Here is a 23,198-nt window from a genome sequence, read left to right as displayed (position 1 = left end):
ACCGCCCCCGGGCCCGTCGATAAGGTCGCGCGGTGACCTCAACCCCCACCGCACCACACCCCGCCGACCTCGGCACGCTCGTCGTGCTGCCCTGGAGCGGCGCGGCCCCCGACGGCACCGACATGCCCTATCTGCTGGCCTACTCCCTCGGGGACGCGCCGGGCGGCCCGGACACCACCGCCGCCGCGGTCGAGCACCTGCTGGTGAGCAACGGGCTGCCGGTCGGCGGCGACCTGGTCGACGGCACGTACCGGCCCAGCCTGCCCATCAGCCTGCTGGTGGAGGCCGGGCAGGCGGTCGTGCGGATGCCGCGGCTGATCGCCCAGGCCCCCGCGCCGCCGGAATGGCTCGCCGCCGTCCGCGCCCGCGGCTACGCCTACCTCGTCTTCACCACCCGAGCCTGGCCCGAGGGCGCCCCCGGCACCATCGTGTCGCCCGCCGCGCTGGCCGCGTTCGCCGGCGCCCAGGAGACCCTGAACGCCGCCGCCCACGTCGTACTGCCCGCCACCAGCCTGCGCTGACGCGGCCGACCCGAGCCGCCCGGCCGACTCGGGGACGCCCCCGCCGCCCGGTGGCCGCACCGGGCCGGCCCGGCGAGGGGACTCGCGGAGCGGCCCGGCACGACCAGCCGACTATTACGGCAGCCGGGGGAAAAGCGCGCCGACGCCGTTTTCCCCCTCCGGCAACGCCAGTTACGCGGTACGGACGTCAACTCCCGCATCCGTGAAGGGACCGTAGCCGAGATGAAGCCGACCACCCGAGGAACCCTTGCCGCCGTCGTCACCGGCGCCGCGGCCGCCGCCCTGGCCGCCACCCCCGCCGCCGCGGCCGGCTCGGTCCCCGTCCCGGTGCCGCTGGGCGGCGTCTCCCAGTCCCTCGGCACTCCGGTGCCTGAGGCCTCCCTGGACGTGCCGCTGCTGACCCCGGGCACCCCCGACGGCCCGCGCTACACCACGGGCCGGCTGCTGCCCGAGGGCATCCTGCCCCAGGTCCCGATCAGCGGCTCCCTGCCCGGCGCCGACCTGCGCGCGCCGCTGCCGCGGCTGCTCGGCGAGGGCTTCGACCACCTCGACGTCGACGCTCCCGCCTCCGGCCTGCACACCCTCGGCCCCGGGCTGGACCTGGACGCGCCCCTCACCCAGCCCGACCCGCACAACTTCGGCCTGCCCGGCCTCAAGGCCCCCGAGGCCGGCCTCCTCGCCCCCGTGGTGCGCACCGTCGCCGGCGCCGGCCTCGGCACGGACTCCGGCCGGTAACCCGCACGGCCTCCCCGACAGCGCCGTTCGGCCGTACGCGGGTGACCCGCACGGCTCCCTTGCCCGCGCGTTCGGCCGTATCCCGGTGACCGGGGCCGCCCCCGGCCGGTTACCGGGTGCGACAACCGATCCCGGACGAGGAGGGTGCGATGACCGACGGCGAAGCGGTGGGCGCGAGGGAGCGGGCCAGAGCGGATACGACGGCCGGGCCGACACGGAGGCGGGTGGCGCGGGGACTGCTGTCCTGCGCCGCGGTCCTCTCCCTCGCGCCGGTCGTCGCCGCCGCCCGGCCGGTGCCCCCGGTCGCGGGCCCCGGCGGCGACTCCTTCGACGAGACCTACCGGGGCCGGCACATCCGGGGCGTGCGGATGCCCGAGGAGGGCCGCAGCGGCTTCGACGCCGACTGGCGGATCACCGTCGACGGCCGCCCGCTGCACCTGATGCGGCGCGCCGACGGCACCTGGCTGAGCATGGTCGACCACTACACCTCGTACCGGACGCCGCAGGAGGCGGCCCGGGCCGCGGTGGACGAACTCGGTCCCGGCCAGCGGCTGCGCGACCTGGCCCCCGGCCCACTGGGCCACGCCCGGTCCGACAGCGTCCTGGACCTGGTGGAACACCTGGGCATGGAGTGGGGGGACCGGCATGGCGTACGTGCGTAAGAACGTCGGCTCCCTCACCGCGAGCGAGCGGCGGCGGTTCGTCAACGCCCTGCTGGAACTCAAACGGCGCGGGGAGTACGACGAATTCGTGCGCATCCACATCGCGTACTACGCCGCCGACGGCGAGACCGGTCTGCGCACCGCCCACATGGCGCCCTCCTTCCTTCCCTGGCACCGCCGGTTCCTGCTGGAACTGGAGGGGGCGCTGCGCCGCGTCGACTCCTCGGTGACCGTGCCGTACTGGGACTGGACCCGGGACCGCTCGGCGACCTCCGTGCCCTGGACCGCCGATCTGCTCGGCGGCAACGGGCGCCGCTCCGACCAGCAGGTCACGACCGGGCCGTTCGCCTACTCGGCGGGTCACTGGACCATCCGGGAGGGCGTCACCGACGGCCGCTACCTCACCCGGGACCTGGGCCGCGCCGCCTCCCCCCTCCAACTGCCCACGCAGGGCGACGTGGACTGGGCGCTGAACGACGCGGCGTACGACGTGCACCCCTGGGACTCGACCGTCACCCGGGGCTTCCGCAACAAACTGGAGGGCTGGGGGACCGGCAGCGGCAGCGCGTCCTGGCACAACCACAACCGGGTGCACCGCTGGGTGGGCGGGGCGATGCTCGGCGCCGCGTCCGTCAACGACCCGGTGTTCTGGCTACACCACGCCTTCCTGGACATGCTGTGGGAGCGCTGGCAGCGGGCGCACAAGAACCACCGCTATCTGCCGGCCGAGCCGCCCGGTGCCGGTGACGCGCAGCGCGGCCGGGTCGTCGCCCGGCACCAGAAGCTGCCGCCGTGGGACGACACCCCGGACCAGCTGGAGGACGTGAGCCGGATCTACCGGTACGTCTGACGGCCCGCGCGGCGCACGCGAAGAGCCCCGGCGCTCGGAGGTGCCGGGGCTCTTCGCTGGTCACGGCGTGGCTCAGTTGCCGTAGTCGCCGTTGGGCTGGGCGTAGCCGCCGCCCTGGTTGACGCAGGTGTTGCCGAAGGCCGGGTTCAGCAGGCCGATCACGTCGATCGTGTTCCCGCAGACGTTCACGGGGATGTTGATCGGGAGCTGGACGACGTTGCCCGACAGCACGCCGGGGGAGCCGACGGCCGCGCCCTGGGCACCCGCGTCGGCCATGGCCAGACCGGCTCCGCTGATCACCACGGCACCGGTGCCGAGGGCCACGGCGGCTGCCTTCGCGATGCGAGACATCACGTTCTCCTTCTGTCGCTCGGGAAGCGCGACGGCAGGACCAGCCGCCGCACTCCCCGTTCAACGCCGCGGCTCTGGGGTGGTCACGGTGATCACCCGGGGATCACTCTTTCAACAGGCACGTTCACGGCAGCCGGCGTATCGGGGCGCCCGCCAGGTACGCCCGGATGTCCTCCACCGCCTGGGTGTAATAGGTGCGGTAGTTGGCGCGGGAGACGTAGCCGAGGTGGGGCGTGGCGAGCAGCCGGGGCGCGGTGCGCATCGGGTGATCCGCGGGCAGCGGCTCGATGTCGAAGACGTCGACGCCGGCGCCCGCGATCCGGCCCTCGCACAGCGCGGCCAGCAGCGCGTCCTGGTCCACCACGGAGGCGCGGGAGGTGTTGACGAGGTAGGCGGTCGGCTTCAGCAGGGCGAGTTCGGCCGCGCCGATCAGACCCCGGGTGCGCTCGCCGCCCGGCACGTGCACGGTGACGAAGTCGCTGCCGGCGAGCAACTCCGCCTTCGAGGCCGCCGCTTCGACCCCGGCCGCCGCGGCGCGCTCCTCGGTCAGGCTCGGGCTCCACGCGCTCACCCGCATGCCGAAGGCGAGCCCCACCCGGGCGACCCGGCCGCCGATCCGGCCGAGCCCGAGCACGCCCAGCCGGGCCCCGTCCAGATCCGCGCCGACCGTGGACTGCCAGGGGCCGCCGGTGCGCAGCGCGGTGTTCTCCGGCACGATCCCGCGGGCCAGGCCCAGCAGCAGCGCCCAGGTCAGCTCCACCGGCGGAGTGCCGGAACTCTGCGTGCCGCACACGGTGACGCCCCGCGCCTCGGCGGCCGCGTAGTCGATCACGGTGTTGCGCATCCCGGTCGCCACGATCAGCTTCAGCCGGGGCAGCCGGGCGAGCAGCGAACCCGGGAAGGCGACGCGTTCGCGCAGGGTGACGACGATGTCGTACTCCGCGAGCGCCGCGGCGAGGGCGTCCTCACCCTCCAGGTGCCGGCGCAGCGCGACGACCTCCACCGCGTCCTCGATCACCGACCAGTCGGCCGACTCGGCGGCCACCCCCTGGAAGTCGTCCAGCACCGCACAACGAAGCCGCACGCTTGGCTCCCCTCTCGATCCTCCGGGTCCGCAGTATGGCGGACGGCGCGATCATGCCTGCCGGGGGTGCCCGACAGGGTCGCCAACTCCCCCACGCCCGGCTTCGCTCGCGTGGGGGCGCCCCCATCGCGTTGACTCTCTCCCCCGCCTTGCGCCTGCGCGCACCAGACCCCGCTCCCTGATCCGGCCTGATCAAACGAAAAACCCTAACTGCCGCGTGTGCAGCGGCCCTTCGGACCGGAGGTCGGGGGGCGGCACTGGAGGGGGAAGTCGGCGTGGCTGGTGCTCAGGTAGCGGCCGATGCAGGTGTTCGCGGTGGTGCGGCCGTGCTCGGCGCAGTAGGCGAGCGCGGCGCGGCCGTCGGGGAAGGGGCCAGGGGCGTAGATCACCCAGTAGCCGGAGCGCAGCGAGGCGTAGTCGTCGCTGCGCAGGTAGAGCGCTTCGGGCACGGAGGCGCGGATGCGTTCGAGGCGCCGGTCGCGGGCGGCGGCGCCCGAGGAGACGGGCTCGGAGTACAGCTGCGCGATCCAGCGGCCGCCGTCCGCCGGGGCCGACGACCGCTGTGACGCGCTCGGTTCGGGGGAGGAGGACGCGCTCGGCGCCGGGTCCGGGCTGTGCTCAGGACCGGGGCTCGCCGGCCGCGTGTCAGGGGCGGACGTGGGCGAGGCGGGCGTGGTCGCGGCGACGGCGGGACCGGCGGCCGCTCCGTCGTCCCCGCCCGTGTGCAGGGTCAGGACCAGCGCGGTCGCCGTGATCACGGCCAGGGCGGCCGTCGCTGCGAGGAGCGCCGGTGCACGGCGGCGGGCCGGCGCCAACGTCCCGGGCTTGGGGACGTCCTGCTGCGTGGGGGTCGCCTGGAGCACCGGGGCCGGTGTGCGGGCCGCCGTCAGCGTCGGCTGAGCCCAGCTGGGTGTGGTGCCGGCCTCGACCTGGGCGAGCATCGCGTCCAGCTGCCCGGCGTCGGGGCGGGCCGCCGGGTCCCGTACGAGGAGGGACCGCAGGACGGGAGCCAGGGGCCCGGACCGTACGGGCGGGGGGACCGGCTCTTCGAGGACCGCGGCCAGGGTGGCGGGCGTGGTCGCGCGGCGCAGCGGGCTCGCCCCCTCCGTGCACAGGTACAGGACCAGCCCGAGGGACCACAGGTCGGAGGCCGGGTCGTCGTCGCGGCCGCGGATGCGTTCGGGAGCCATGTACTCCGGGGTGCCGACGAGCTGGTCGGTCGCGGTCAGTGCCGTCGTGCCCTGGAGGGCGGCGATGCCGAAGTCGGTGAGGGCGGCGGTGCCGTCGGGGCGGATCAGGATGTTCGCCGGTTTCACGTCCCGGTGGTGGATGCCGGCGGCGTGCGCGGCGCGCAGGGCGGAGAGGATCTGGCGGCCGATGCGGGCCGTCTCCGCCGGAGTCAGCGGCCCCGCGTCGATGCGTTGTTGGAGCGAGGTGCCGGGTACGAGCTCCATCACGATCCACGGGTGCGGCTCCGCCTCGACGACCTCGTACACCGTCACCACGTGCGGGTCGCTGAGCCGGGCCAGCGCCCTGGCCTCCCGCATGATCCGCTCCCGTACGGTGTGCGAGGCGTCCGCGTCCTGGTGCACCGCCTTGAGGGCCACCTCACGGTCCAGCAGCGTGTCCCTGGCGCGCCATACGGTCCCCATCCCCCCGCTGCCGAGCCGCTCGATCAGCTCGAAGCGCCCGCCGACCCTGTCCCCCGGTGTCATGCCGGCCAGGCTAGGACAACCGGTGACAGCCCGGAACCCGGTCGACCACGGGACGGCGCGAGTAAGACAACCGGAACACGCGCCTCACCATGCGGCTCGATGACGACGCACCGGGCGCGGGCCGCGAGGGGGAGAAGATGGGAACATCGGCACCGAGCAGTGCGGGACCGGAACCGAGCGCGGCCGCGGCCGCCTTACTGGCGGCGACGGACGGCCTCCGGACCAAGACCCGCAGCCAGCTGAACGGCGCGTGGGCCCCCCTCCTCGGCTTCGGGCTCCTCGCGCTGGCGGCTGTCCCGATCGCCCGGTTCGCCTTCAACTTCGGAGCCCACGGGCGCGACGTCGGGTCCTACCCGACCTTCGCCTACGCCGAACTGACCGGACTGTGCGTCGTCCATGAACCGGGAACCCCCTGCCTGAAGGGCGAGTTCGACGGCGCGGTGCTGCGCTTCGTGGCATGGGGCGTCTGGTTCGCGCTCCTCCCCCTTGCCTGGTTCGTCTTCGCCCGCTGGTACCGACTGCGCGGCGAGGCCCGGGGCGTCGTCCCCCGGCGCGGCATGTGGGTACGCGCGACCGCCGCGGCCACCGCGGTGATCACGGCGGCTCTGGTGGCGCTGCTGTTCGGCAAGGACCAGCCGTGGGAGGCCGTGCTGCTGGAGAACAGCTACGCCTCCCCGTGGTACCTGGTCGGCGTCGGACTTCTCGCGCTCGGCATCGCCGAACGCAGCTGGGTCACCGCGACGGCCGGCACCGTCCACGCCCTGGTGCTCACGGGGTACCTCGGAGCCTCCCCGGGCAGTGGATGGCTTCCCTGGCAGCACCCCGCCCACCCCGGCTGGGCCGACGGACCGCAGGTCAAGGCCTTTCTGCTCGCCGCCGTCCTGCTTCTCGCCGGCCTGGGCGAGTGGGCGGCCGCCCGCCGCCGGGGCACGCCCGGTGCCGCGGTTGCGGGTACGGTCCTCTCATGAGCGTCGAAGACTCGACCGCTGCACAGGGCGACCTAGAGGCACCGCATCCCACCCAGGCGCTGGACGACACCGTCCACCAGCGGGTACGGCTCGGCGTCCTCACCGTGGCCCGTGAGGCCGACCGGGTCGACTTCGGCTTCCTGAAGAAGCAACTGGCCGTCACCGACGGGAATCTCTCCCGGCATCTGAAGGTGCTGGAGGAGTCCGGAATGATCACCGTGGAGAAGGGCTACGCCGGCCGGCGTCCCCGCACCTGAGTGACCCTCACCCGGGCAGGTGCCCAGGCACTGGACGCCGAACTCCGGGCCCTGCGCGCACTCGTGCTGCGCCTTGAGGCTCCCCGTCCCGTGCCCGGCGCACCCGACGGCTGATCACCACTTTCCGGAGTCCGGTCACCCGTTCGACGGCGGCCCCGACGGCCTGCCCGGCCGGCGGCTCGGCCTGACCGGACTTGCCGACCGGCACGACCTCCACGGCGATCGACAGGCCGGCGCTTGCGCGGTCACGGCGCCAAGTGGCTCAACGACGGCGTCCCGCCCGCCCAGGTGGCGGAGTGGGCCGGGAACAGCGTCGCCGTGCTCCTGGCCACCTACGCCCGCTGTGTCGACGGGCAGCTGCCCGATCTGAAGAGGCGGCTCGAAGCGGCTGGAGATCTTCCCTAGGAGTCCCTGGGAGCCGTCCCCTAGCTGATCCGTCGCCCCGGAAGCTTCGACACGTATTCGACACGGCCACCCGCGAAAACCCGGTGACAGCCGGACGGCCCCGGAGTCCGCCCTTGATCGTCAGGGGCGTTCCCGGGGCTGACGCGCGCCCTGCTGCACCCGCCCTGACCAGCAAAAAGCCCTCCCCGAAGGGAGGGCTTCGGATGGCGCCCCCGGCAGGACTCGAACCTGCGGCCAAGCGCTTAGAAGGCGCCTGCTCTATCCGCTGAGCTACGGGGGCCTGGTGGCGGGACCAAGGATAAAGCTCCCTGCTTGCCGACCCTGTCGCTTCCCCTCCGTGGCTCGATGTGGAGGTTCGGTGAAGCGGTCCCGATAATCGCAGGCAGGTACGAATCGTGCAGCGCTTTTGGCGTCCGAGGCCGCAGGGTGTTGTGCACTCGTTATGCCTGACGCGCGCCCGTGTCCCGGTCGCCCCTTCTGCCCTTTCTGTTCTGTCGGCGCGCAGACATGTCTATATGCTTCAGAATTCCCCTAAAATTGGGCATTCTTCGCATGTGGTGACCTTGGACGTACGGCCCCAGCTGCTCGACACACTCTCCGCTCTGCGCGACCGTGTCGCCGCCGCACGCTTTCCGCTGCCGCTGGCCGGTGCCCCCCGCGCCCGCGCCAACCGGGACGAGCTCCTCGCCCAGTTGGACGACTACCTCGTACCCAGACTACGGGCGCCCGAGGCGCCGCTGCTGGCCGTCGTCGGCGGGTCCACCGGCGCCGGGAAGTCGACGCTCGTCAACTCTCTCGTCGGGCGCCGGGTGAGCGAGGCGGGCGTGATCCGGCCGACGACCCGCACCCCGGTCCTGGTCTGCCATCCGGCGGATCACCACTGGTTCAGCGGTGTGCGCGTGCTGCCCGACCTCGCCCGCGTCTGGCTGCCCCACCACGACCCCCGCGACGACGACCTCCTGCTCCCCGCCGATCAGCCCGCGCGCGCCCTGCGCATCGAGACCGCCGAGACCCTCCCGCGCGGCCTCGCCCTCCTCGACGCCCCCGACGTCGACTCCCTGGTCGCCGAGAACCGCGTCCTCGCCGCCGAGCTGCTGTGCGCCGCCGACATCTGGGTGATGGTCACCAGCGCCGCCCGCTACGCCGACGCCGTCCCCTGGCACCTGCTGCGCACCGCCAAGGAGTACGACGCCACCCTCGTCACCGTCCTGGACCGGGTGCCCCACCAGGTCGTCTCGGAGGTGTCCCGGCAGTACGCCGCCCTGCTCACCAAGGCCGGCCTCGGCGACGTGCCCCGCTTCACCGTGCCCGAGCTGCCCGAGTCGGTGTGGAGCGCGGGCCTGCTGCCCGCCACCGCCGTCGCGCCGCTGCGCGCCTGGCTCGCCCACCACGCCCAGGACCCCGGCGCCCGGCAGTACGTCATGGCCCGTACCGCCCACGGCCTGCTCGACTCGCTGCGCACCCGGATGCCCGAGCTGGCCGGTGCCGCCGCCGCCCAGTACGCGGCGGCGCTCCGGCTCACCTCCGCCGTGGAGGGCGCGTACGACGGCGAGCACGCCCGGCTCCGAGCCCGCCTCCAGTCGGGTGCCGTACTCGCCGGGGACGCCCTCAAACGCTGGCGCGCCTTCCCCCTGGACTGCACCGCGGGCGAACTCCTCGACGCCCTGGTGGAGAGTCTGGCCGCGCTGCTGCTGTGCGCCGTCACCGCAGCCGACGAGCGGGTGGCCGAGGCCTGGCAGCGCGAGCCCGCCGCGCAGGCCCCGGGCCTCGCCGGGCGCGATCCCTCCCCGGAGAGCGCCGAGCACCGTATCGGCCTCGCGGTACGGCGCTGGCGGCGCGAGCTGGAGGAGTACGCCGAGGAGGAGGCGCGCGAACTGGAGCGCGCCGTCGCGCCCGACCCCGAGGCCGTGGCCGCCCTCGCCGCCACCGCCCTGCTGGGCGGGCGCCGGGCGCGCAACGCGGGCGAGCGGCTGGCCGACCGGGTCGGCGCCCATGGCGCGCTGCGCCTGCGCGACCGGGCCGAACGGCTGCTCACCGAGCACGTGGACCGTGTCGTGCACCGCGAACGCGAACGCCGACTCGCCCCGCTCGACGCCCTCGACATCCATCCCGAGCCCCAGGCCGAACTCATCGCCGCCCTGTCCGTACTGCAGAAGGAGAGGTGACCGGTGACCGCCGTCACTGACCAGGAGCACATCGAGCACATGGAGCACGTCGAGCACACCGGTTCCAGCAGTCACAGCGGAGCCGGGGATGGACTCGTGCGGCAGGACACCGGGCACGCGCGGGCGCGGGTCATCGACCTCGGGAAACGCGTCGAGGGGGACGACGCGGCCGGCACTCGTCCGGCCCCGGAGGCGGGGGCGGACGACGGGAGCGCCGGGGGAGGGGAGGAGCCGGAGAACAGGGAGGACGCGGGGAACGGGGGGAACGGCGAGCAGGGGGAGGAGTGGGAGAAGACGGAGCAGAAGGAGAAGGTGGAGAAGGCGGAGGCGGATGGGGATGGGGAGCGGGACGGCCCGGGTTCCGGTGGCGTTGCCGGTGGTTCCGAGGCCTCCGGTGGTTCCGATGCGGGGGATGGCGGGGAGGCGGAGGAAGCGGGGGTTGCGTCCGATGCGGCCGGAGCCGGCTCGCGCTCCGGCTCACGCCCCGGCTTGCGCTCCGGTTCGGGCTCCCCATCGGGGGCCGGTTCCAGTTCCCCCTCCGGGTCCGGGTCCGGGTCCGCATCCGAGACCGCGCCGGTCACTTCCGCAACGTCCGCCACTTCCGCCCCATCCGGCACGGACCCGTCCGCTCCCGCCGACTCCACCGGAGCGTGGGACGACGGTCTGATCGCCCGTCGCGTCACCGACGCCGCCGCCCTCACCGCCGGACGCGCCACCGCCCTGGAACCGGCTCCCGGCCGTGGTCCGGGCGGTGCCGTCCCCCCGGTCCCGCTCGCCTACGAGGGTCCCCTGCGCTCCCGGCTGGACGCGCTGCGCGAACTCGTCGGACTCTCCCGGGCCAGGCTGGACGGCCAGACCCTCGCCGAGGCGGGCCGGGTCCTGGACGAGGCGGCGGCGCGCCGCAAGCTGTCCGGCCGGCACACGGTCGTCGCCATCGCGGGTGCCACCGGCAGCGGCAAGTCGCAGCTGTTCAACACCCTGGCCGGGGTAGCCATTTCGGAGACCGGGGTACGGCGCCCGACCACCGCCTCGCCGATCGCGTGCAGTTGGAGCGACGGCGCCGCGGGCCTCATCGACCGGCTCGGCATCCCCGGCCGGTTGCGCCGCCGTCCGCTGCACAGCCCGGACGGCGAGAAGCAGCTGCGCGGACTGGTCCTGATCGACCTGCCCGACCACGACTCCGCCGCCGTACAGCACCGTGAGCAGGTCGAACGGATCCTGAAGCTGGTCGACGCGGTGATCTGGGTGGTCGACCCGGAGAAGTACGCCGACGCCGTGCTGCACGAGCGCTATCTGCGGCCGATGGCCGGGCACGCCGAGGTCATGTTCATCGTGCTCAACCAGGTGGACCGGCTGCCCGGGGAGGCGGCCGACATGGTCCTGGACGACCTGCGGCGGCTGCTGGACGACGACGGGGTGGCGCTCGGCGAGCACGGCGAACCCGGCGCCACGGTGCTCGCGCTGTCCGCGCTCACCGGGGAGGGCGTCGGCGAACTGCGCGAGGCGCTGGGCGAGTTCGTGACCGAGCGGGGTGCGGCGGCCCGCCGGGTCTCCGCCGACGTGGACGCCGCCGCGGCCGAGCTGCGGCCGGTCTACGCCGCCGGGCGCCGAGTCGGCCTCAGCGAGGAGGCGCGCGAGGAGTTCGCCGCGCGGCTCGCGGACGCGGTGGGCGCCACCGCGGCGGGCGACGCCGCCGAGCGGGCCTGGCTGCGCAACGCCAACCGGGCCTGCGGCACACCCTGGCTGCGGCTGTGGCGCTGGTACCAGCGGCGCGGCACCGCCCCGACCGGCCGGCACCAGGTGCGCGTCCAGACGGAGGAGGAGGCGACGGCGCGGCAGCGGGTGGAGCAGGCGGTGCGCACGGTGGCCGACCGGGCGTCGGCGGGGCTGCCGGTGCCGTGGGCGCAGGCGGTGCGCGAGGCCGCCGTGCGCGGCGCGCGGGGATTGCCGGAGGCGCTGGACGAGCTGGCGGAACGCGCCGGGGAGCCGTCCGGGCGGCCGCCGCGACCGGGCTGGTGGCCGGCGGCGGTGCTGGTGCAGGCGGCGATGACCCTGGTGCAGATCGCCGGCGGGCTGTGGCTGGTCGGTCAGATCGCCGGGGTGATGGCGCCCAACCTCGGTGTTCCGGTGCTGTTGATGGTGTGCGGGATCATCGGCGGGCCGCTGGTGGAGTGGGGGTGCCGGATGGCGGCACGGGGGCCCGCGCGGCGCCATGGCCAGGACGCGGAACGGCGATTGCGGGAGGCGGCCGCGAGCTGCGGCCGGGCGCGGGTGCTGGATCCGGTGGCGGCGGAGTTGCTGCGGTACCGGGAGGTGCGGGAGCAGTACGGGAAGGTCGTGCGGGCGGACGCCGCGGCGGGCTGAACCCGGTCTCCCCGGCGGGTCGGCACTCGTGTGGGTGGCGGGGTTTTCCACAGGCGGGGGACCGTCCACAGCGCTCGGCGGGCTCGGCCCGAGGCGGGCAGTCTGAGGTCGTGGCGGACGCCGCCGTACGGGAGGGGCCCGTACGTGTCGCCCGCTCGGCCGGACCGCATCGGCGGACCGCACGGGGCGGGCGGAGGGGAGCGAGAAGTGAACGAGACCGTGGTGTGCGTGGTGGGCAATGTGGCGACCGCGCCGGTGTACCGGGAGCTGGCGGCGGGGCCGTCGCTCCGGTTCCGGCTCGCGGCCACCGCGCGCTACTGGGACCGCGAGAAGAGCGCCTGGACGGACGGGCACACCAACTTCTTCACGGTGTGGGCCAACCGTCAGCTCGCCGCCAACGCGATGGCGTCGGTGGAGGTGGGCCAGCCGCTCGTGGTGCAGGGCCGGCTGAAGGTGCGCACGGACGGGCGCGAGGGGCAGCAGCAGTGGGCGTCGGCGGACATCGACGCCACGGCGATCGGACACGACCTCTCCCGGGGCACGGCGGTCTTCCGCCGCGCGGCGAAACCGGAGCCGCCGGTCGCGCAGCCCCGCCCGGAACCCGACTGGGAGACACCGGCACCTGCGGCGACGGGGGACGGCGCCCTCGCCCAACAGCAGTCAGAACCAGCCACGGTGACGTGATGTCAGCGTCCGCGGCGAGTGGATTTGTCGATAAGCCCTGCTCAAGTGCGGTCCGGCGATAACGATTCCGGATCGGATCAGCCGTCGGATCATCCGACCGGCGGGGGAGGCGTCGCCCGGTTCATAGGATGCCGGGCGTGCCTCTCGGGGCCGCCGATTCTGCTGGTGGGACCTTCCCCGACGTCCGACGGGTCCTGCTCGAAGGGGAATTCTGTGCTTGTTGCGCTGTCTGGGTTCTGCCGGTCCACCGCCGTGGCCCGCCTGGCCGCCACCGCCACGGTGTCCGGGCTCGTGGCGGTCGGGATGCTGTCCGGCGCGGGTACCGCCTCGGCCGATGTGGCACCGCAGACCGAGGGCGGGGCGACGGCCACCATCGACGGCCTGAAGACCTTCGGCGAGGCCGTGGTCCACGACGCGGGCGGCGACCAGCGGGTGTCCGCGGGACTCTTCGAGATGTCCGTGGACGGCGGCGGCACCCTGCAGACGTACTGCGTCGACCTGCACAACCCGGTCCAGCGCGACGCCCACTACCAGGAGACGTCCTGGAGCGGCACGTCGCTCGGCACCAACCGGGACGCGGGCAAGATCCGCTGGATCCTGCGCAACTCCTATCCGCAGGTCAACGATCTCGCCGCGCTCGCCCGGCGGGCCGGGACGCACGGCCTCACCGAGCAGGACGCGGCGGTCGGCACGCAGGTGGCGATCTGGCGGTACTCGGACCACGCCAAGGTCGACGCCGTGGATCCGCAGGCCGAGAAGCTCGCCGACTATCTGGAGCGCAGCGCGCGGGACAGCGCCGAGCCGCCCGCCTCGCTGTCGCTGGACCCGTCCGCGGTCTCCGGCCGGCCCGGCGCGCTGGTGGGCCCGGTGACCGTGCACACCAACGCGAGTGCCGTCACGGTGATACCGCCCGCGGGCGTGGCCGCCGGCGGCGCCCGGATCACCGACAAGGCCGGCAAGCCGCTGACGGTCGCGAAGAACGGCAGCCGGATCTACTTCCGCATCCCGCAGGACGCGGCGGACGGCTCCGCCCAGCTGACCGTGCAGGCGTCGACGACCGTCCCGGTGGGCCGCGCGCTCGCCTCCGACAGCCGCAGCCAGACCCAGATCCTGGCCGGCTCCAGCGAGTCCGCGGTCTCCGCGACGGCGACGGCCGGCTGGGCGGCGCGGGGCGCGATACCGGCGGTCTCGGCGCGCAAGAACTGCGCCAAGGGCACGGTGGACATCCTGGCCGTCAACAAGGGCGACCAGCCCTTCACCTTCCGCCTGATGGACACCGAGCACACCGTCCCGGCCGGTGCCACCCGCACCATCGGCGTCCCCCTCCAGGAGGACCAGGGCTACGACTTCACGATCACCGGCCCCGACGGCTTCAGCCGGCGCTTCACGGGCGTCCTGGACTGCAAGATCCAGGGCACGATCGTCTCGAAGACCACCACCCAGACCATGGGCGAGCCCACCCCGATCACCACCCCCACCCCCGACGACACGAACCTCGCCGCGACCGGCGGCTCCGCCCTGACCCCCCTGATCGCCGGCGTCGCCATCGGCCTGGTCGTCATCGGCGGCGCCGTCCTGGTCATCCTCCGCAAACGCGAGCAGCCGAACGAGTGATCCGGCCGGCCGACCCCCACCTCGAAAGGGAGCGGGGCGGCCGTGCAAGGCGGGCGCCGACTGGGAACAACCGAGCACCCTCACCCGTCGGGAGGAGGCTCGGACCGTGTTCGCTCAACAGGGCGCGGGCGGGACGCTCTGGTCGAGGAATCGTCTAGTGCTGTGACCGGAAAGGTTCACCGGCTCGCGACGCCCGGCACGGCACCTCGCCGCGTTGTCGCGTCACCCGAGTACATCCAGTACGCGGGCGACGCTCCGCCTTGCGATGCACCGCACCGGACGCCGCGAGCTTTCCGGCGAACCTTCCCGGCCACGGCACTAGCCACCGGCGGAGACGTTGGCGGTCAGCAGGCGCAGGAGTCGGCGTGCCTGGTCGAACTGGGCGGGCGACAGGCCCATGGCGTCACCGATTGCCGTCGGGATCGTCCGGGCCCGCTCGCGCAGTTCCTGTCCTTGCCCGGTGAGGGTGACCAGGACGGTGCGCTCGTCGTCGGGGCGTCGCTCGCGGCGGACCAGGCCGGCCTGCTCCAGGCGCTTGATCAGTGGCGTGAGCGTGCCGTAGTCGAGTTGGAGGGCGGCCCCGATGTCCTTGATCGGCACTGTGTCGTGCTCCCACAGCACCAGCATCACCAGGTACTGCGGGTAGGTCAGTCCCAAGGCTTCCAGGAGCGGCCGGTAGCGGTTGGTCACGGCGCGGGAGGCCGCGTACAGGGCGAAGCACAGCTGGTCGTCCAGGAGCAGGGAAAAGCCCTCCTCGGTGTCGTTCTCGGTGCTGTTCACGCCGGGTCTCCTCTCGCGTCACACGCGTCGTCCGCGCGCACCAGCGTAGGTCACCGATGGCTAAATTTCAACGCGCACAATTGCATTGCGCACAATGTAATTGCGTCATAGTCTTCTGGGGGTGGGCAGCCACTCACAACCGTTCCGACCAGGGAGTTCACCATGACCGACCACATCCCGAACGCTCCCGTGCTGGAGGCCGCCGCGGCCGAGTTCTCCGCGGCCACCGCCAACCCGCCGTACCTGTTCGACCTCGGGCCGACAGAGGGCAGAAAGGCCGTCGACGAGGTCCAGTCCGGCGAGATCACCAAGCTTCCGGTGGCCGAGGAGTGGATCACCGTCCCGGGTGGCCCGACCGGTTCGGTCCGGGCCCGGATCGTCAAGCCCGCCGGCGCCACCGGCGCCTTGCCGGTGATCCTCTACATCCACGGCGCGGGCTGGGTCTTCGGCAACGCCCACACCCACGACCGACTGGTCCGCGAACTCGCCACCGGCGCCGGCGCCGCCGTCGTCTTCCCCGAATACGACCTCTCGCCCGAGGCCCGCTATCCCGTCGCCATCGAGCAGAACTACGCCGTCGCCCAGTGGATCGTCCGCCACGGCGCCGGCAAGGACCTGGACGCCGCCCGCATCGCCGTGGCCGGCGACAGCGTCGGCGGCAACATGTCCGCCGCACTGACCCTCATGGCCAAGCAGCGCGGCGACGTGCCGCTGATCCAGCAGGTCCTGTTCTACCCGGTCACCGACGCGTCCTTCGACACGCCCTCCTACCACCAGTTCGCCACCGGCTACTTCCTGCGCCGCGACGGCATGCAGTGGTTCTGGGACCAATACACCACCGACCCCGACCAGCGCGCCGAGATCACCGCCAGCCCCCTGCGCGCCACCACCGAGCAACTGACCGGCCTGCCGCCGGCCCTGGTCATCACCGGCGAGGCCGACGTCCTGCGCGACGAGGGCGAGGCCTACGCCGACAAGCTCCGCGAAGCGGGCGTCCCTGTCACCTCCACCCGCTACCGGGGCATCATCCACGACTTCGTGATGCTCGACGCCCTGCGCGGCACCCAGGCCGCCGAAGCTGCGATCAACCAGGCCGTCGACGTTCTGCGCCGCGCGTTCGGCACCGCCTGACCCATCCCGTTCCTGTCCGGCCAACCAGGCCGGACAGGAACGGCCGGTCACGCACCTCGCCGAGAACCGGAGCCTCCAGCCGCTCATCGATCTAGGCGTAGACGACCCACAACCTGACCGCGCGCGATCCGGCCCCGAAGTCGAAACAGAGCGTAAAAAATCGGCCCGAGAAGAACGAAAGAGTCACCCAACTTAAGGGCATAACTCCGATCACATGAGCCAGAAGGGGACTGCCGGTCGGCGCCTGGCGATCGAATAGCGATGGACCGCGCGCACGGCGAGCTTCCAGAATGCACAGCGGCGCGGGCCCACTGGGGGACCGCTTGTGCCCCGGGAAGGACCCCGACGTCCATGTCAGTCTTCCGCTCACCCAGGCACGCATCCAGACGTCCCAGGTCAAGACCGGTCGTCGCCGTCACTGTCGCGGCCGCGGCCCTGGCTGCCGGGTTCCTGACCACCGCGGCGTCGGCCCACGCGGCGTCCGGCACCCCGGCTCAACCACCTCGTACCGCATCGCCCAGCACCCGCTCCCTGTCCGTGGCCCGACCGACCTGTGCGATCGACGACACCAGTGGCTGCCTGAACAACACCGCCACCAGTACCTTCACCACCACGACCAGCCCTGCCGACGCCGACGGCTCCGGCAACAGCCTCAACGCCACCGACCTGACGGGGACCGCGGGCTGGCAGAGCGGCAAAACCGTGACCATCGACGGCGCCACCATCACGCTGCCGGAGTTCGGCACCGGCGCCTACGACAACATGCTGGCCTCCGGCCAGACCGTCACCCTGCCGGACAGCGGTGTGGTCAACACCGGCGCCGCCGTGGTCTTCCTCGCGTTCGCCACCGGCGCCCCAGTCACGAACGCCACCGGCACCATCACCTACGCCAAGAACAACTGCCTGGACCCCAACGGCGTCCCCAGCGACCAGAGCTATGACCTGAGCGCCGTGCCGGACTGGCTCTCCGGCCCGTCCTCCGCGGCCTCGATCACCCTTGTCCACGAGAACCACAGCGACGACACCCAAACCAGCCCGAGCTCCGGTCCGAAGGTCTATGCCATCAGCGTCCCGCTGACCTGCCCCGGCTCGGTCATCAGCAGCGTCTCCCTGCCCCAGCTCACCAACGGTGTCCAGGCGGGCCGACCCGCCCTGCACATCCTCGGGCTGGGTGTACGGCCGACGACCGCCACCGGCAGCGGATCCAGCGCTCGGCACTGGGTCGGCACCTGGGCCTCGGTTCAGGACACCGGCAAAGTGCAGTCGTCCGACGGCAGCACAGCGGCCGTCGACAGCCAGACCCTGCGCATCCCGGCTCACGTCAGCATCGGCACCGACAGCGGAAGCGGAGTACGCGTACATCTGTCCAACGCCATGGGTGCCACTCCGGTGACCTTCGACGCGGCTTCCGTCGCCCTGCAGGACACCACCGCAGCCGGCGCCACCGCAGCCGCGGCACCAGCGACGCTGACCTTCGACGGTTCCCCCTCCGTCACCATTCCGGCGGGCGGCGACGCCACCAGCGACCCAGTCACCCTGACCGTCGAACAGCAAGCAACCGTCCTGGTCAGTTTGCAGGTGCGCGGCATGGCGCCCGCCATGCCCGGCCACTCTGTGGCCCGGACTCCCGTCTGGGTCAGCGACCACGCGGACCGCACCAGTGACACGGACGCCACCCACTACACGCAGACCACGTACACCGGTCTGCCGTACCTCTCCGGCATCGACGTCACCACCTCCACCTCAAATCCCGCCGGCTCGCTGGTCCTCTACGGAGACCAGAGCGTCAACGGGGGGACCGCAAGCGCCGACGGCCGGCATCACCTCAGCGATGCGATCACCGACGCCCTGGCCGACGATCCCCACGGGGACGCCTCCGTGCGCTACGGCGTGCTCAACGCGGGCGCCGACAGCAACAGCCTGCTGCCGCAGATCACCAGCAGCACCAGCCCGTTCGGCGTGCTCAACCCCTTGGACCGCGATGTGCTGACCCAAGGCAACGTGCGAACGGTCCTCGTCTCCACCGGCGCCACCGACCTGCTGAACTGCACCGGCAACGCCTACACCTGCGCCACCGAGGTGGAGGACGGACTGGCCTCCCTCGACATCCGGCTGAGCGGGTACTCCACCGATGACAGCCAGCTCTCCATCAATCAGCAGCCGGTCACCCAGAACTCCGACATCACCGTCTATCTCGCCACCATCGCGCCGTTCACCGCCGCCCATCCCGGCACCGCGACCCAGGAGGCCGCCCGCGAGGAGGTCAACACCTACCTGCTCGACAACTACCCCGGTCAGATCATCGACTTCGCCGCAGCGGTCTCCACCGACGGCAACGCCACATCCTCGACCGTCAAGGCCGCCGACCTCTCGGACGGCAACCCGTCCGCCGCGTACTACGCCGACCTCGCCGGCCGATACGTCGACGACATCGACGCCGGTGCCCTCATCTATCCACCCAACTGACCCCACCAGCGGGCCCAGGCCCGCCGCTCCCATCAGATGCGGCGGGGCCTGGGCCCCGGGTACGTCCGAACAGATCTTGTGGAATGGGAGAGGCGGATGCGTCGTCGAAGAGGGACCCGCAAGGTCCCCGCCACCGTGACCGCGATCGTGCGTGAGTGGAGCGACGAGGAGGGGTGGGGCGTGCTCGACTCGGCCGAGACTCCCGGAGGGTGCTTCGGCCACTACTCCGACATCCAGGGGGCGGCCTTTCGCACGCTGTCACCAGGGCAAGAAGTCGATCTCGTCTGGGAAGCGCCCGGCTTCAAGCAGGACGGGTACGACTATCGCGCGGTGAGCATCGTCCGCCGGGCCGTCTGACATCCACGATCACGGCCCGAGTTCAGGCAGACCCCGGGGCGCTGGGCCGTCCCTGCGGTCCGAGGGTGCCCGAGAGCACTCGACGGCGACTGGCGCGCCACGGCCGCCATCGGAGAAAGACCAGGTCAGAGCGGTCCAGCCTTACGGGTTTCCGCGCAGGGGTGGCGATACGGCAAGATGGGGTGTATCTGCCCACTGCCAGATTTCAAGCTGCCGGACGGTTTCTCTTGGCTGAGTTCATTTACACCATGCGCAAGGCGCGCAAAGCGCACGGCGACAAGGTGATCCTCGACGACGTCACCCTGAACTTCCTGCCGGGTGCCAAGATCGGCGTCGTCGGTCCGAACGGTGCCGGTAAGTCGACCGTGCTGAAGATCATGGCTGGGCTGGAGCAGCCGTCCAACGGCGACGCGTTCCTGTCGCCCGGCTACACCGTCGGCATCCTGCTGCAGGAGCCCCCGCTGAACGAGGAGAAGACCGTCCTGGAGAACGTCCAGGAGGGTGTCTCGGAGATCAAGGGCAAGCTCGACCGGTTCAACGAGATCGCCGAGCTGATGGCGACCGACTACTCCGACGCGCTGCTGGAGGAGATGGGCAAGCTCCAGGAGGAGCTGGACCACGCCGAGGCGTGGGACCTCGACGCCCAGCTGGAGCAGGCCATGGACGCGCTCGGGTGCCCCCCGGGCGACTGGCCGGTCACCAACCTCTCCGGTGGTGAGAAGCGCCGCGTCGCGCTGTGCAAGCTGCTCCTGGAGCAGCCCGACCTGCTGCTCCTCGACGAGCCCACCAACCACCTCGACGCCGAGTCGGTGAACTGGCTGGAGCAGCACCTGGCCAAGTACCCGGGCACCGTCGTCGCCGTCACCCACGACCGGTACTTCCTGGACAACGTGGCCGGCTGGATCTGCGAGGTCGACCGCGGCCGGCTGCACGGCTACGAGGGCAACTACTCCAAGTACCTGGAGACCAAGGCCGCCCGCCTCAAGGTCGAGGGCCAGAAGGACGCCAAGCGCCAGAAGCGCCTCAAGGAGGAGCTGGACTGGGTGCGGTCGAACGCCAAGGGGCGCCAGGCCAAGTCCAAGGCCCGTCTCGCCCGCTACGAGGAGATGGCCGCCGAGGCCGACAAGATGCGGAAGCTGGACTTCGAGGAGATCCAGATCCCGCCGGGCCCGCGTCTGGGCAACGTCGTGGTCGAGGTCAGCGACCTGCACAAGTCCTTCGGCGAGAAGGTCCTCGTCGACGGGCTGTCGTTCACGCTGCCGCGCAACGGCATCGTCGGCGTCATCGGCCCCAACGGCGCCGGCAAGACCACGCTCTTCAAGATGATCCAGGGCCTGGAGACGCCGGACTCGGGTCAGATCAAGGTCGGCGAGACCGTCAAGGTCTCCTACGTCGACCAGGGCCGCGCCAACATCGACCCGAAGAAGACGCTGTGGGAGGTCGTGTCCGACGGGCTCGACTACATCAACGTCGGCCAGGTCGAGATGCCCAGCCGCGCCTACGTGTCCGCCTTCGGGTTCAAGGGGCCGGACCAGCAGAAGCCGGCCGGTGTGCTCTCCGGCGGTGAGCGCAACCGCCTCAACCTCGCGCTCACCCTCAAGCAGGGCGGCAACCTGCTGCTCCTCGACGAGCCCACCAACGACCTCGACGTCGAGACCCTCTCCAGCCTGGAGAACGCGCTGCTGGAGTTCCCCGGCTGCGCCGTGGTCGTCTCCCACGACCGCTGGTTCCTGGACCGTGTCGCCACCCACATCCTCGCCTACGAGGGCGACTCCAAGTGGTTCTGGTTCGAGGGCAACTTCGAGTCGTACGAGAAGAACAAGGTCGAGCGCCTCGGCCCGGACGCGGCCCGTCCGCACCGGGCGACGTACAAGAAGCTGACCCGGGGCTGATCGGTCTTGCGCCACGTCTACGCGTGCCCGATGCGCTGGTCCGACATGGACGCCTACGGCCATGTCAACAACGCGGTCTTCGTCCGCTACCTGGAAGAGGCCCGGATCAACTTCCTGTTCCGTCCGGACAAGGAGTTCCAGCAGGGCTCCGTGGTGGCGCGCCATGAGATCGACTACAAGCGCCAGCTCGTCCACCGGCACCACCCGGTGGACATCGAGCTGTGGGTCTCCGAGATCCGCGCCGCGTCCTTCACCATCGCCTACGAGGTGAAGGACGAGGACGTGGTGTACGTGCGGGCCTCGACCGTCGTCGTGCCGTTCGACTTCGAGGCCCAGCGGCCGCGCCGGATCACCCCGCAGGAACGCGAGTTCCTCCAGCAGTACACGGAGCCGGCCGAGACCGAAGAGGGCGAGGCCGTCGCCGCATGACGGAGCTGCACCTCGTGGACGAGACGGAGGCGGCGGACCTCGCCGCCTTCCTCTCCCGGTTGCTGCACTACGACCGCGGTGCCGCGGTGCGCCTCCAGGCGGCGGGCACCGCGCTCGCCGTCTTCGGCCGGCCGCCGTCCTTCGAGGTGCTCGCGGTGCGCGCGGTGCGGCTGGCGAAGCCGTACGAGGACGGGCTCGACGCCACCCTCGACGTGACCGTCTCCGCCGGTGAGCTGCTGGAGTCGGTGGACGAGCGGGCGGCCACCGCCGTCGTGCCGGGCGCGGTCACCGGGCCGCCGTGGGCCGGCGTGCTGCCGCCGCGCGGCGGCTGGCGGGCCGAGCCCGGACTGCCGGCGCCGGACGCGCTGCGGGCGACCGTGGCCGCGGCGGTCGGTGAATTCCGGGCGCGTACGGAGGAGTTGGCGCCCGAGCGGCGTACCCGTACGGAGCTGGACCGGATCGGCCGGGACATCTGGTCCCGGGAGATAGGGCACACCCGGCTGCCCGTGCGGGCCGTGCACGCGGCCCAGTCGCTGGGCTTCCTGCGGCCGGGCGCGGAGGCCGCCGACACCGGGCTGCTGTCCTCGGGGACGTGGCTGCGGCTGCGCACCCCCTACGGGTCGGTCGCGGTGCGGCGGGCGGGGACGCTCGGCGCGCTCGCGGTCAGCGTCAACGCCACTGGCTGAGGCACCGGCACCGGGGCGGACGGACCGTCCCGTCCGGGGGCTCTTCCACGGCCGTCTTCCCGTGGTCCCTCCTACGGCTCCCGCGGTCCTCCCTCCTACCGCGCTCCCCGCGGTCCCTCCTACGGTTCCCGCGGCCCCTCCTACGGCTCCCCGCTGTCGTCCGGCCGTACGGCGATGTGGTCGGACTCCAGTTCCAGGGCCACCCGGTCGCGCATGTCCAGGGCGCGGACGTAGTCCGCGGGCAGCTGGAGCCGGCCCGCGCGGTCGAGCATCGCGTATTCGCGGGCGACGACCGTCTCCCTGCCGGTGCCGGCGTCCACCTCGCTGCGGCGCAGCACCTCGGTGGAGGTGCGGCCGTCCCGGATGGCCACCGTGCGGCGCACCTCGCCCGCCACCGCCTGGTCGTGGGTGACGATCACGATCGTGGTGCCGAGGGTCTCGTTGGCGGTGCGGAACGCGTCGAAGATCTCGGCGGCGGTGTGGGAGTCGAGTTCGCCGGTGGGTTCGTCGGCGAGCAGCACGGCGGGGTCGTTGGCGAGGGCCACCGCGATGGCGACGCGTTGCTGCTGACCGCCGGACATCTCGTGCGGGCGGCGGTCGCGGCAGTCGGCCACGCGCAGCAACTCCAGCAGTTCCAGGGCGCGTCGGGCGTGGGCGCGGCGGGCGGTGCGGCGCGCGCGGCCCGCGAGCCGGAGGGGCAGGGCGATGTTCTGGGCGGCGGTGAGGTAGGGCAGGAGATTGCGGGAGGTCTGCTGCCAGACGAAGCCGACGGTCTCGCGGCGGTAGGACAGCCGGTCGGCGGCGCTCATGGTGAGCAGGTCGCGGCCGGCGACGCGGGCGGCGCCCGCGGTGGGGGTGTCCAGGCCGGCGAGGATGTTCATCAGGGTGGACTTGCCGCTGCCGGAGGCGCCGACGAGGGCCATGAGTTCGCCCTCGCGGACGAGGAGGTCCAGGCCCTGGAGGGCCTGCACCTCGATGCCGTCGGTGGAGAAGATCCGGACCAGGCGGTCACAGGTGATCATGCCGGCGGGAGCGTGGGTGGTGGTCATCGGGTCTCCTGCGGGAACGGTGCGCCGGGCCGT

General features: G+C 72.5%; 21 protein-coding genes, 1 tRNA gene and 1 pseudogene. 17 read left to right on the top strand and 6 right to left on the bottom strand.

Annotation, left to right across the window (positions count from 1 at the left end):
* Positions 1 to 32 precede the first annotated feature (32 nt).
* The 4 genes from BLW85_RS15250 to BLW85_RS15235 all read left to right on the top strand — a co-directional run bounded on the left by BLW85_RS15250 (position 33) and on the right by BLW85_RS15235 (position 2,768).
* Positions 33 to 521, top strand: coding sequence for a DUF5949 family protein (locus BLW85_RS15250; RefSeq protein WP_070027245.1), 489 nt, complete (start codon positions 33 to 35; stop codon positions 519 to 521).
* Positions 522 to 743: 222 nt separating this feature from the next.
* Positions 744 to 1,256, top strand: coding sequence for a hypothetical protein (locus BLW85_RS15245; RefSeq protein WP_070027243.1), 513 nt, complete (start codon positions 744 to 746; stop codon positions 1,254 to 1,256).
* Positions 1,257 to 1,405: 149 nt separating this feature from the next.
* Positions 1,406 to 1,918, top strand: a complete 513-nt coding sequence (locus BLW85_RS15240; protein WP_079172341.1) for a tyrosinase family oxidase copper chaperone — start codon at positions 1,406 to 1,408, stop codon at positions 1,916 to 1,918.
* Entirely contained in the window at positions 1,902 to 2,768 is an 867-nt protein-coding gene (locus tag BLW85_RS15235) for a tyrosinase family protein (RefSeq protein ID WP_070027238.1), read from the top strand. Before BLW85_RS15240 ends, BLW85_RS15235 begins: the two co-directional genes overlap by 17 nt.
* 72 nt (positions 2,769 to 2,840) lie before the next feature.
* On the opposite strand, the gene BLW85_RS15230 is transcribed toward BLW85_RS15235, so the two are convergent.
* From BLW85_RS15230 to BLW85_RS40915, 3 genes and pseudogenes are all read right to left on the bottom strand, one after another.
* A complete protein-coding gene (locus BLW85_RS15230) occupies positions 2,841 to 3,119 on the bottom strand; it encodes a chaplin (protein ID WP_070027236.1) in 279 nt (92 codons plus the stop codon).
* A gap of 124 nt (positions 3,120 to 3,243) precedes the next feature.
* Positions 3,244 to 4,203 (bottom strand): D-2-hydroxyacid dehydrogenase family protein, encoded by a 960-nt coding sequence (locus BLW85_RS15225; protein ID WP_074992329.1) that lies wholly within the window; start codon positions 4,201 to 4,203, stop codon positions 3,244 to 3,246.
* A gap of 956 nt (positions 4,204 to 5,159) precedes the next feature.
* A pseudogene (locus BLW85_RS40915) lies at positions 5,160 to 5,918 on the bottom strand (serine/threonine-protein kinase); the annotation flags it as partial.
* An 89-nt stretch (positions 5,919 to 6,007) separates the two neighbouring features.
* Here BLW85_RS40915 and BLW85_RS15215 point away from each other — a divergent pair.
* The 3 genes from BLW85_RS15215 to BLW85_RS15205 all read left to right on the top strand — a co-directional run bounded on the left by BLW85_RS15215 (position 6,008) and on the right by BLW85_RS15205 (position 7,548).
* Complete coding sequence (locus tag BLW85_RS15215; protein WP_244174863.1) at positions 6,008 to 6,886, top strand: hypothetical protein; 879 nt, start codon at positions 6,008 to 6,010, stop codon at positions 6,884 to 6,886.
* On the top strand, positions 6,883 to 7,143 hold the full coding sequence (locus tag BLW85_RS15210) for a transcriptional regulator (protein WP_244174862.1): 261 nt from the start codon (positions 6,883 to 6,885) through the stop codon (positions 7,141 to 7,143). Before BLW85_RS15215 ends, BLW85_RS15210 begins: the two co-directional genes overlap by 4 nt.
* Before the next feature lie 237 nt (positions 7,144 to 7,380).
* Positions 7,381 to 7,548: a hypothetical protein gene (locus tag BLW85_RS15205; RefSeq protein ID WP_244174861.1), complete on the top strand. Its 168-nt coding sequence runs from the start codon at positions 7,381 to 7,383 to the stop codon at positions 7,546 to 7,548.
* A 204-nt stretch (positions 7,549 to 7,752) separates the two neighbouring features.
* On the opposite strand, the gene BLW85_RS15200 is transcribed toward BLW85_RS15205, so the two are convergent.
* Positions 7,753 to 7,828 (bottom strand) — tRNA-Arg (locus tag BLW85_RS15200).
* A 274-nt stretch (positions 7,829 to 8,102) separates the two neighbouring features.
* Between BLW85_RS15200 and BLW85_RS15195 the strand changes: the two genes are divergently transcribed.
* From BLW85_RS15195 to BLW85_RS15180, 4 genes are all read left to right on the top strand, one after another.
* Positions 8,103 to 9,713, top strand: coding sequence for a dynamin family protein (locus BLW85_RS15195; RefSeq protein WP_074992327.1), 1,611 nt, complete (start codon positions 8,103 to 8,105; stop codon positions 9,711 to 9,713).
* A 3-nt stretch (positions 9,714 to 9,716) separates the two neighbouring features.
* Positions 9,717 to 12,077 (top strand): YfjP family GTPase, encoded by a 2,361-nt coding sequence (locus BLW85_RS15190; protein WP_074992326.1) that lies wholly within the window; start codon positions 9,717 to 9,719, stop codon positions 12,075 to 12,077.
* Between the two features lie 207 nt (positions 12,078 to 12,284).
* Positions 12,285 to 12,761 (top strand): single-stranded DNA-binding protein, encoded by a 477-nt coding sequence (locus BLW85_RS15185; protein ID WP_070027221.1) that lies wholly within the window; start codon positions 12,285 to 12,287, stop codon positions 12,759 to 12,761.
* Between the two features lie 261 nt (positions 12,762 to 13,022).
* Entirely contained in the window at positions 13,023 to 14,375 is a 1,353-nt protein-coding gene (locus BLW85_RS15180) for a Cys-Gln thioester bond-forming surface protein (protein WP_074996084.1), read from the top strand.
* Positions 14,376 to 14,693: 318 nt separating this feature from the next.
* Here BLW85_RS15180 and BLW85_RS15175 read toward each other — a convergent pair whose 3' ends face one another.
* Complete coding sequence (locus BLW85_RS15175) at positions 14,694 to 15,155, bottom strand: MarR family winged helix-turn-helix transcriptional regulator (protein ID WP_239697753.1); 462 nt, start codon at positions 15,153 to 15,155, stop codon at positions 14,694 to 14,696.
* A 162-nt stretch (positions 15,156 to 15,317) separates the two neighbouring features.
* On the opposite strand from BLW85_RS15175, the gene BLW85_RS15170 reads away from it, so the two are divergent.
* The 6 genes from BLW85_RS15170 to BLW85_RS15145 all read left to right on the top strand — a co-directional run bounded on the left by BLW85_RS15170 (position 15,318) and on the right by BLW85_RS15145 (position 22,116).
* Positions 15,318 to 16,286 carry an alpha/beta hydrolase gene (locus BLW85_RS15170; RefSeq protein ID WP_074992325.1) on the top strand — a complete coding sequence of 323 codons (969 nt, stop codon included), beginning with the start codon at positions 15,318 to 15,320 and terminating at the stop codon, positions 16,284 to 16,286.
* A gap of 537 nt (positions 16,287 to 16,823) precedes the next feature.
* Positions 16,824 to 18,752, top strand: a complete 1,929-nt coding sequence (locus BLW85_RS15165) for an SGNH/GDSL hydrolase family protein (protein ID WP_074992324.1) — start codon at positions 16,824 to 16,826, stop codon at positions 18,750 to 18,752.
* A 96-nt stretch (positions 18,753 to 18,848) separates the two neighbouring features.
* Positions 18,849 to 19,109: a S1 domain-containing protein gene (locus BLW85_RS15160; protein WP_074992323.1), complete on the top strand. Its 261-nt coding sequence runs from the start codon at positions 18,849 to 18,851 to the stop codon at positions 19,107 to 19,109.
* A gap of 227 nt (positions 19,110 to 19,336) precedes the next feature.
* Positions 19,337 to 21,001, top strand: coding sequence for an energy-dependent translational throttle protein EttA (gene ettA / locus BLW85_RS15155; protein ID WP_070027213.1), 1,665 nt, complete (start codon positions 19,337 to 19,339; stop codon positions 20,999 to 21,001).
* Positions 21,002 to 21,007: 6 nt separating this feature from the next.
* On the top strand, positions 21,008 to 21,430 hold the full coding sequence (locus tag BLW85_RS15150; RefSeq protein ID WP_070027207.1) for an acyl-CoA thioesterase: 423 nt from the start codon (positions 21,008 to 21,010) through the stop codon (positions 21,428 to 21,430).
* A complete protein-coding gene (locus BLW85_RS15145) occupies positions 21,427 to 22,116 on the top strand; it encodes a DUF8010 domain-containing protein (RefSeq protein ID WP_070027205.1) in 690 nt (229 codons plus the stop codon). The genes BLW85_RS15150 and BLW85_RS15145 overlap by 4 nt, the downstream gene beginning before the upstream one ends.
* A gap of 140 nt (positions 22,117 to 22,256) precedes the next feature.
* Here BLW85_RS15145 and BLW85_RS15140 read toward each other — a convergent pair whose 3' ends face one another.
* Positions 22,257 to 23,165 (bottom strand): ABC transporter ATP-binding protein, encoded by a 909-nt coding sequence (locus tag BLW85_RS15140; protein WP_074992322.1) that lies wholly within the window; start codon positions 23,163 to 23,165, stop codon positions 22,257 to 22,259.
* Positions 23,166 to 23,198 lie beyond the last annotated feature (33 nt).

The organism is Streptomyces misionensis (assembly GCF_900104815.1).
Lineage (GTDB): Bacteria > Actinomycetota > Actinomycetes > Streptomycetales > Streptomycetaceae > Streptomyces > Streptomyces misionensis.
Note: the sequence above shows the minus strand (reverse complement) of the source record. Positions and strands in the feature narration are given on the sequence as shown.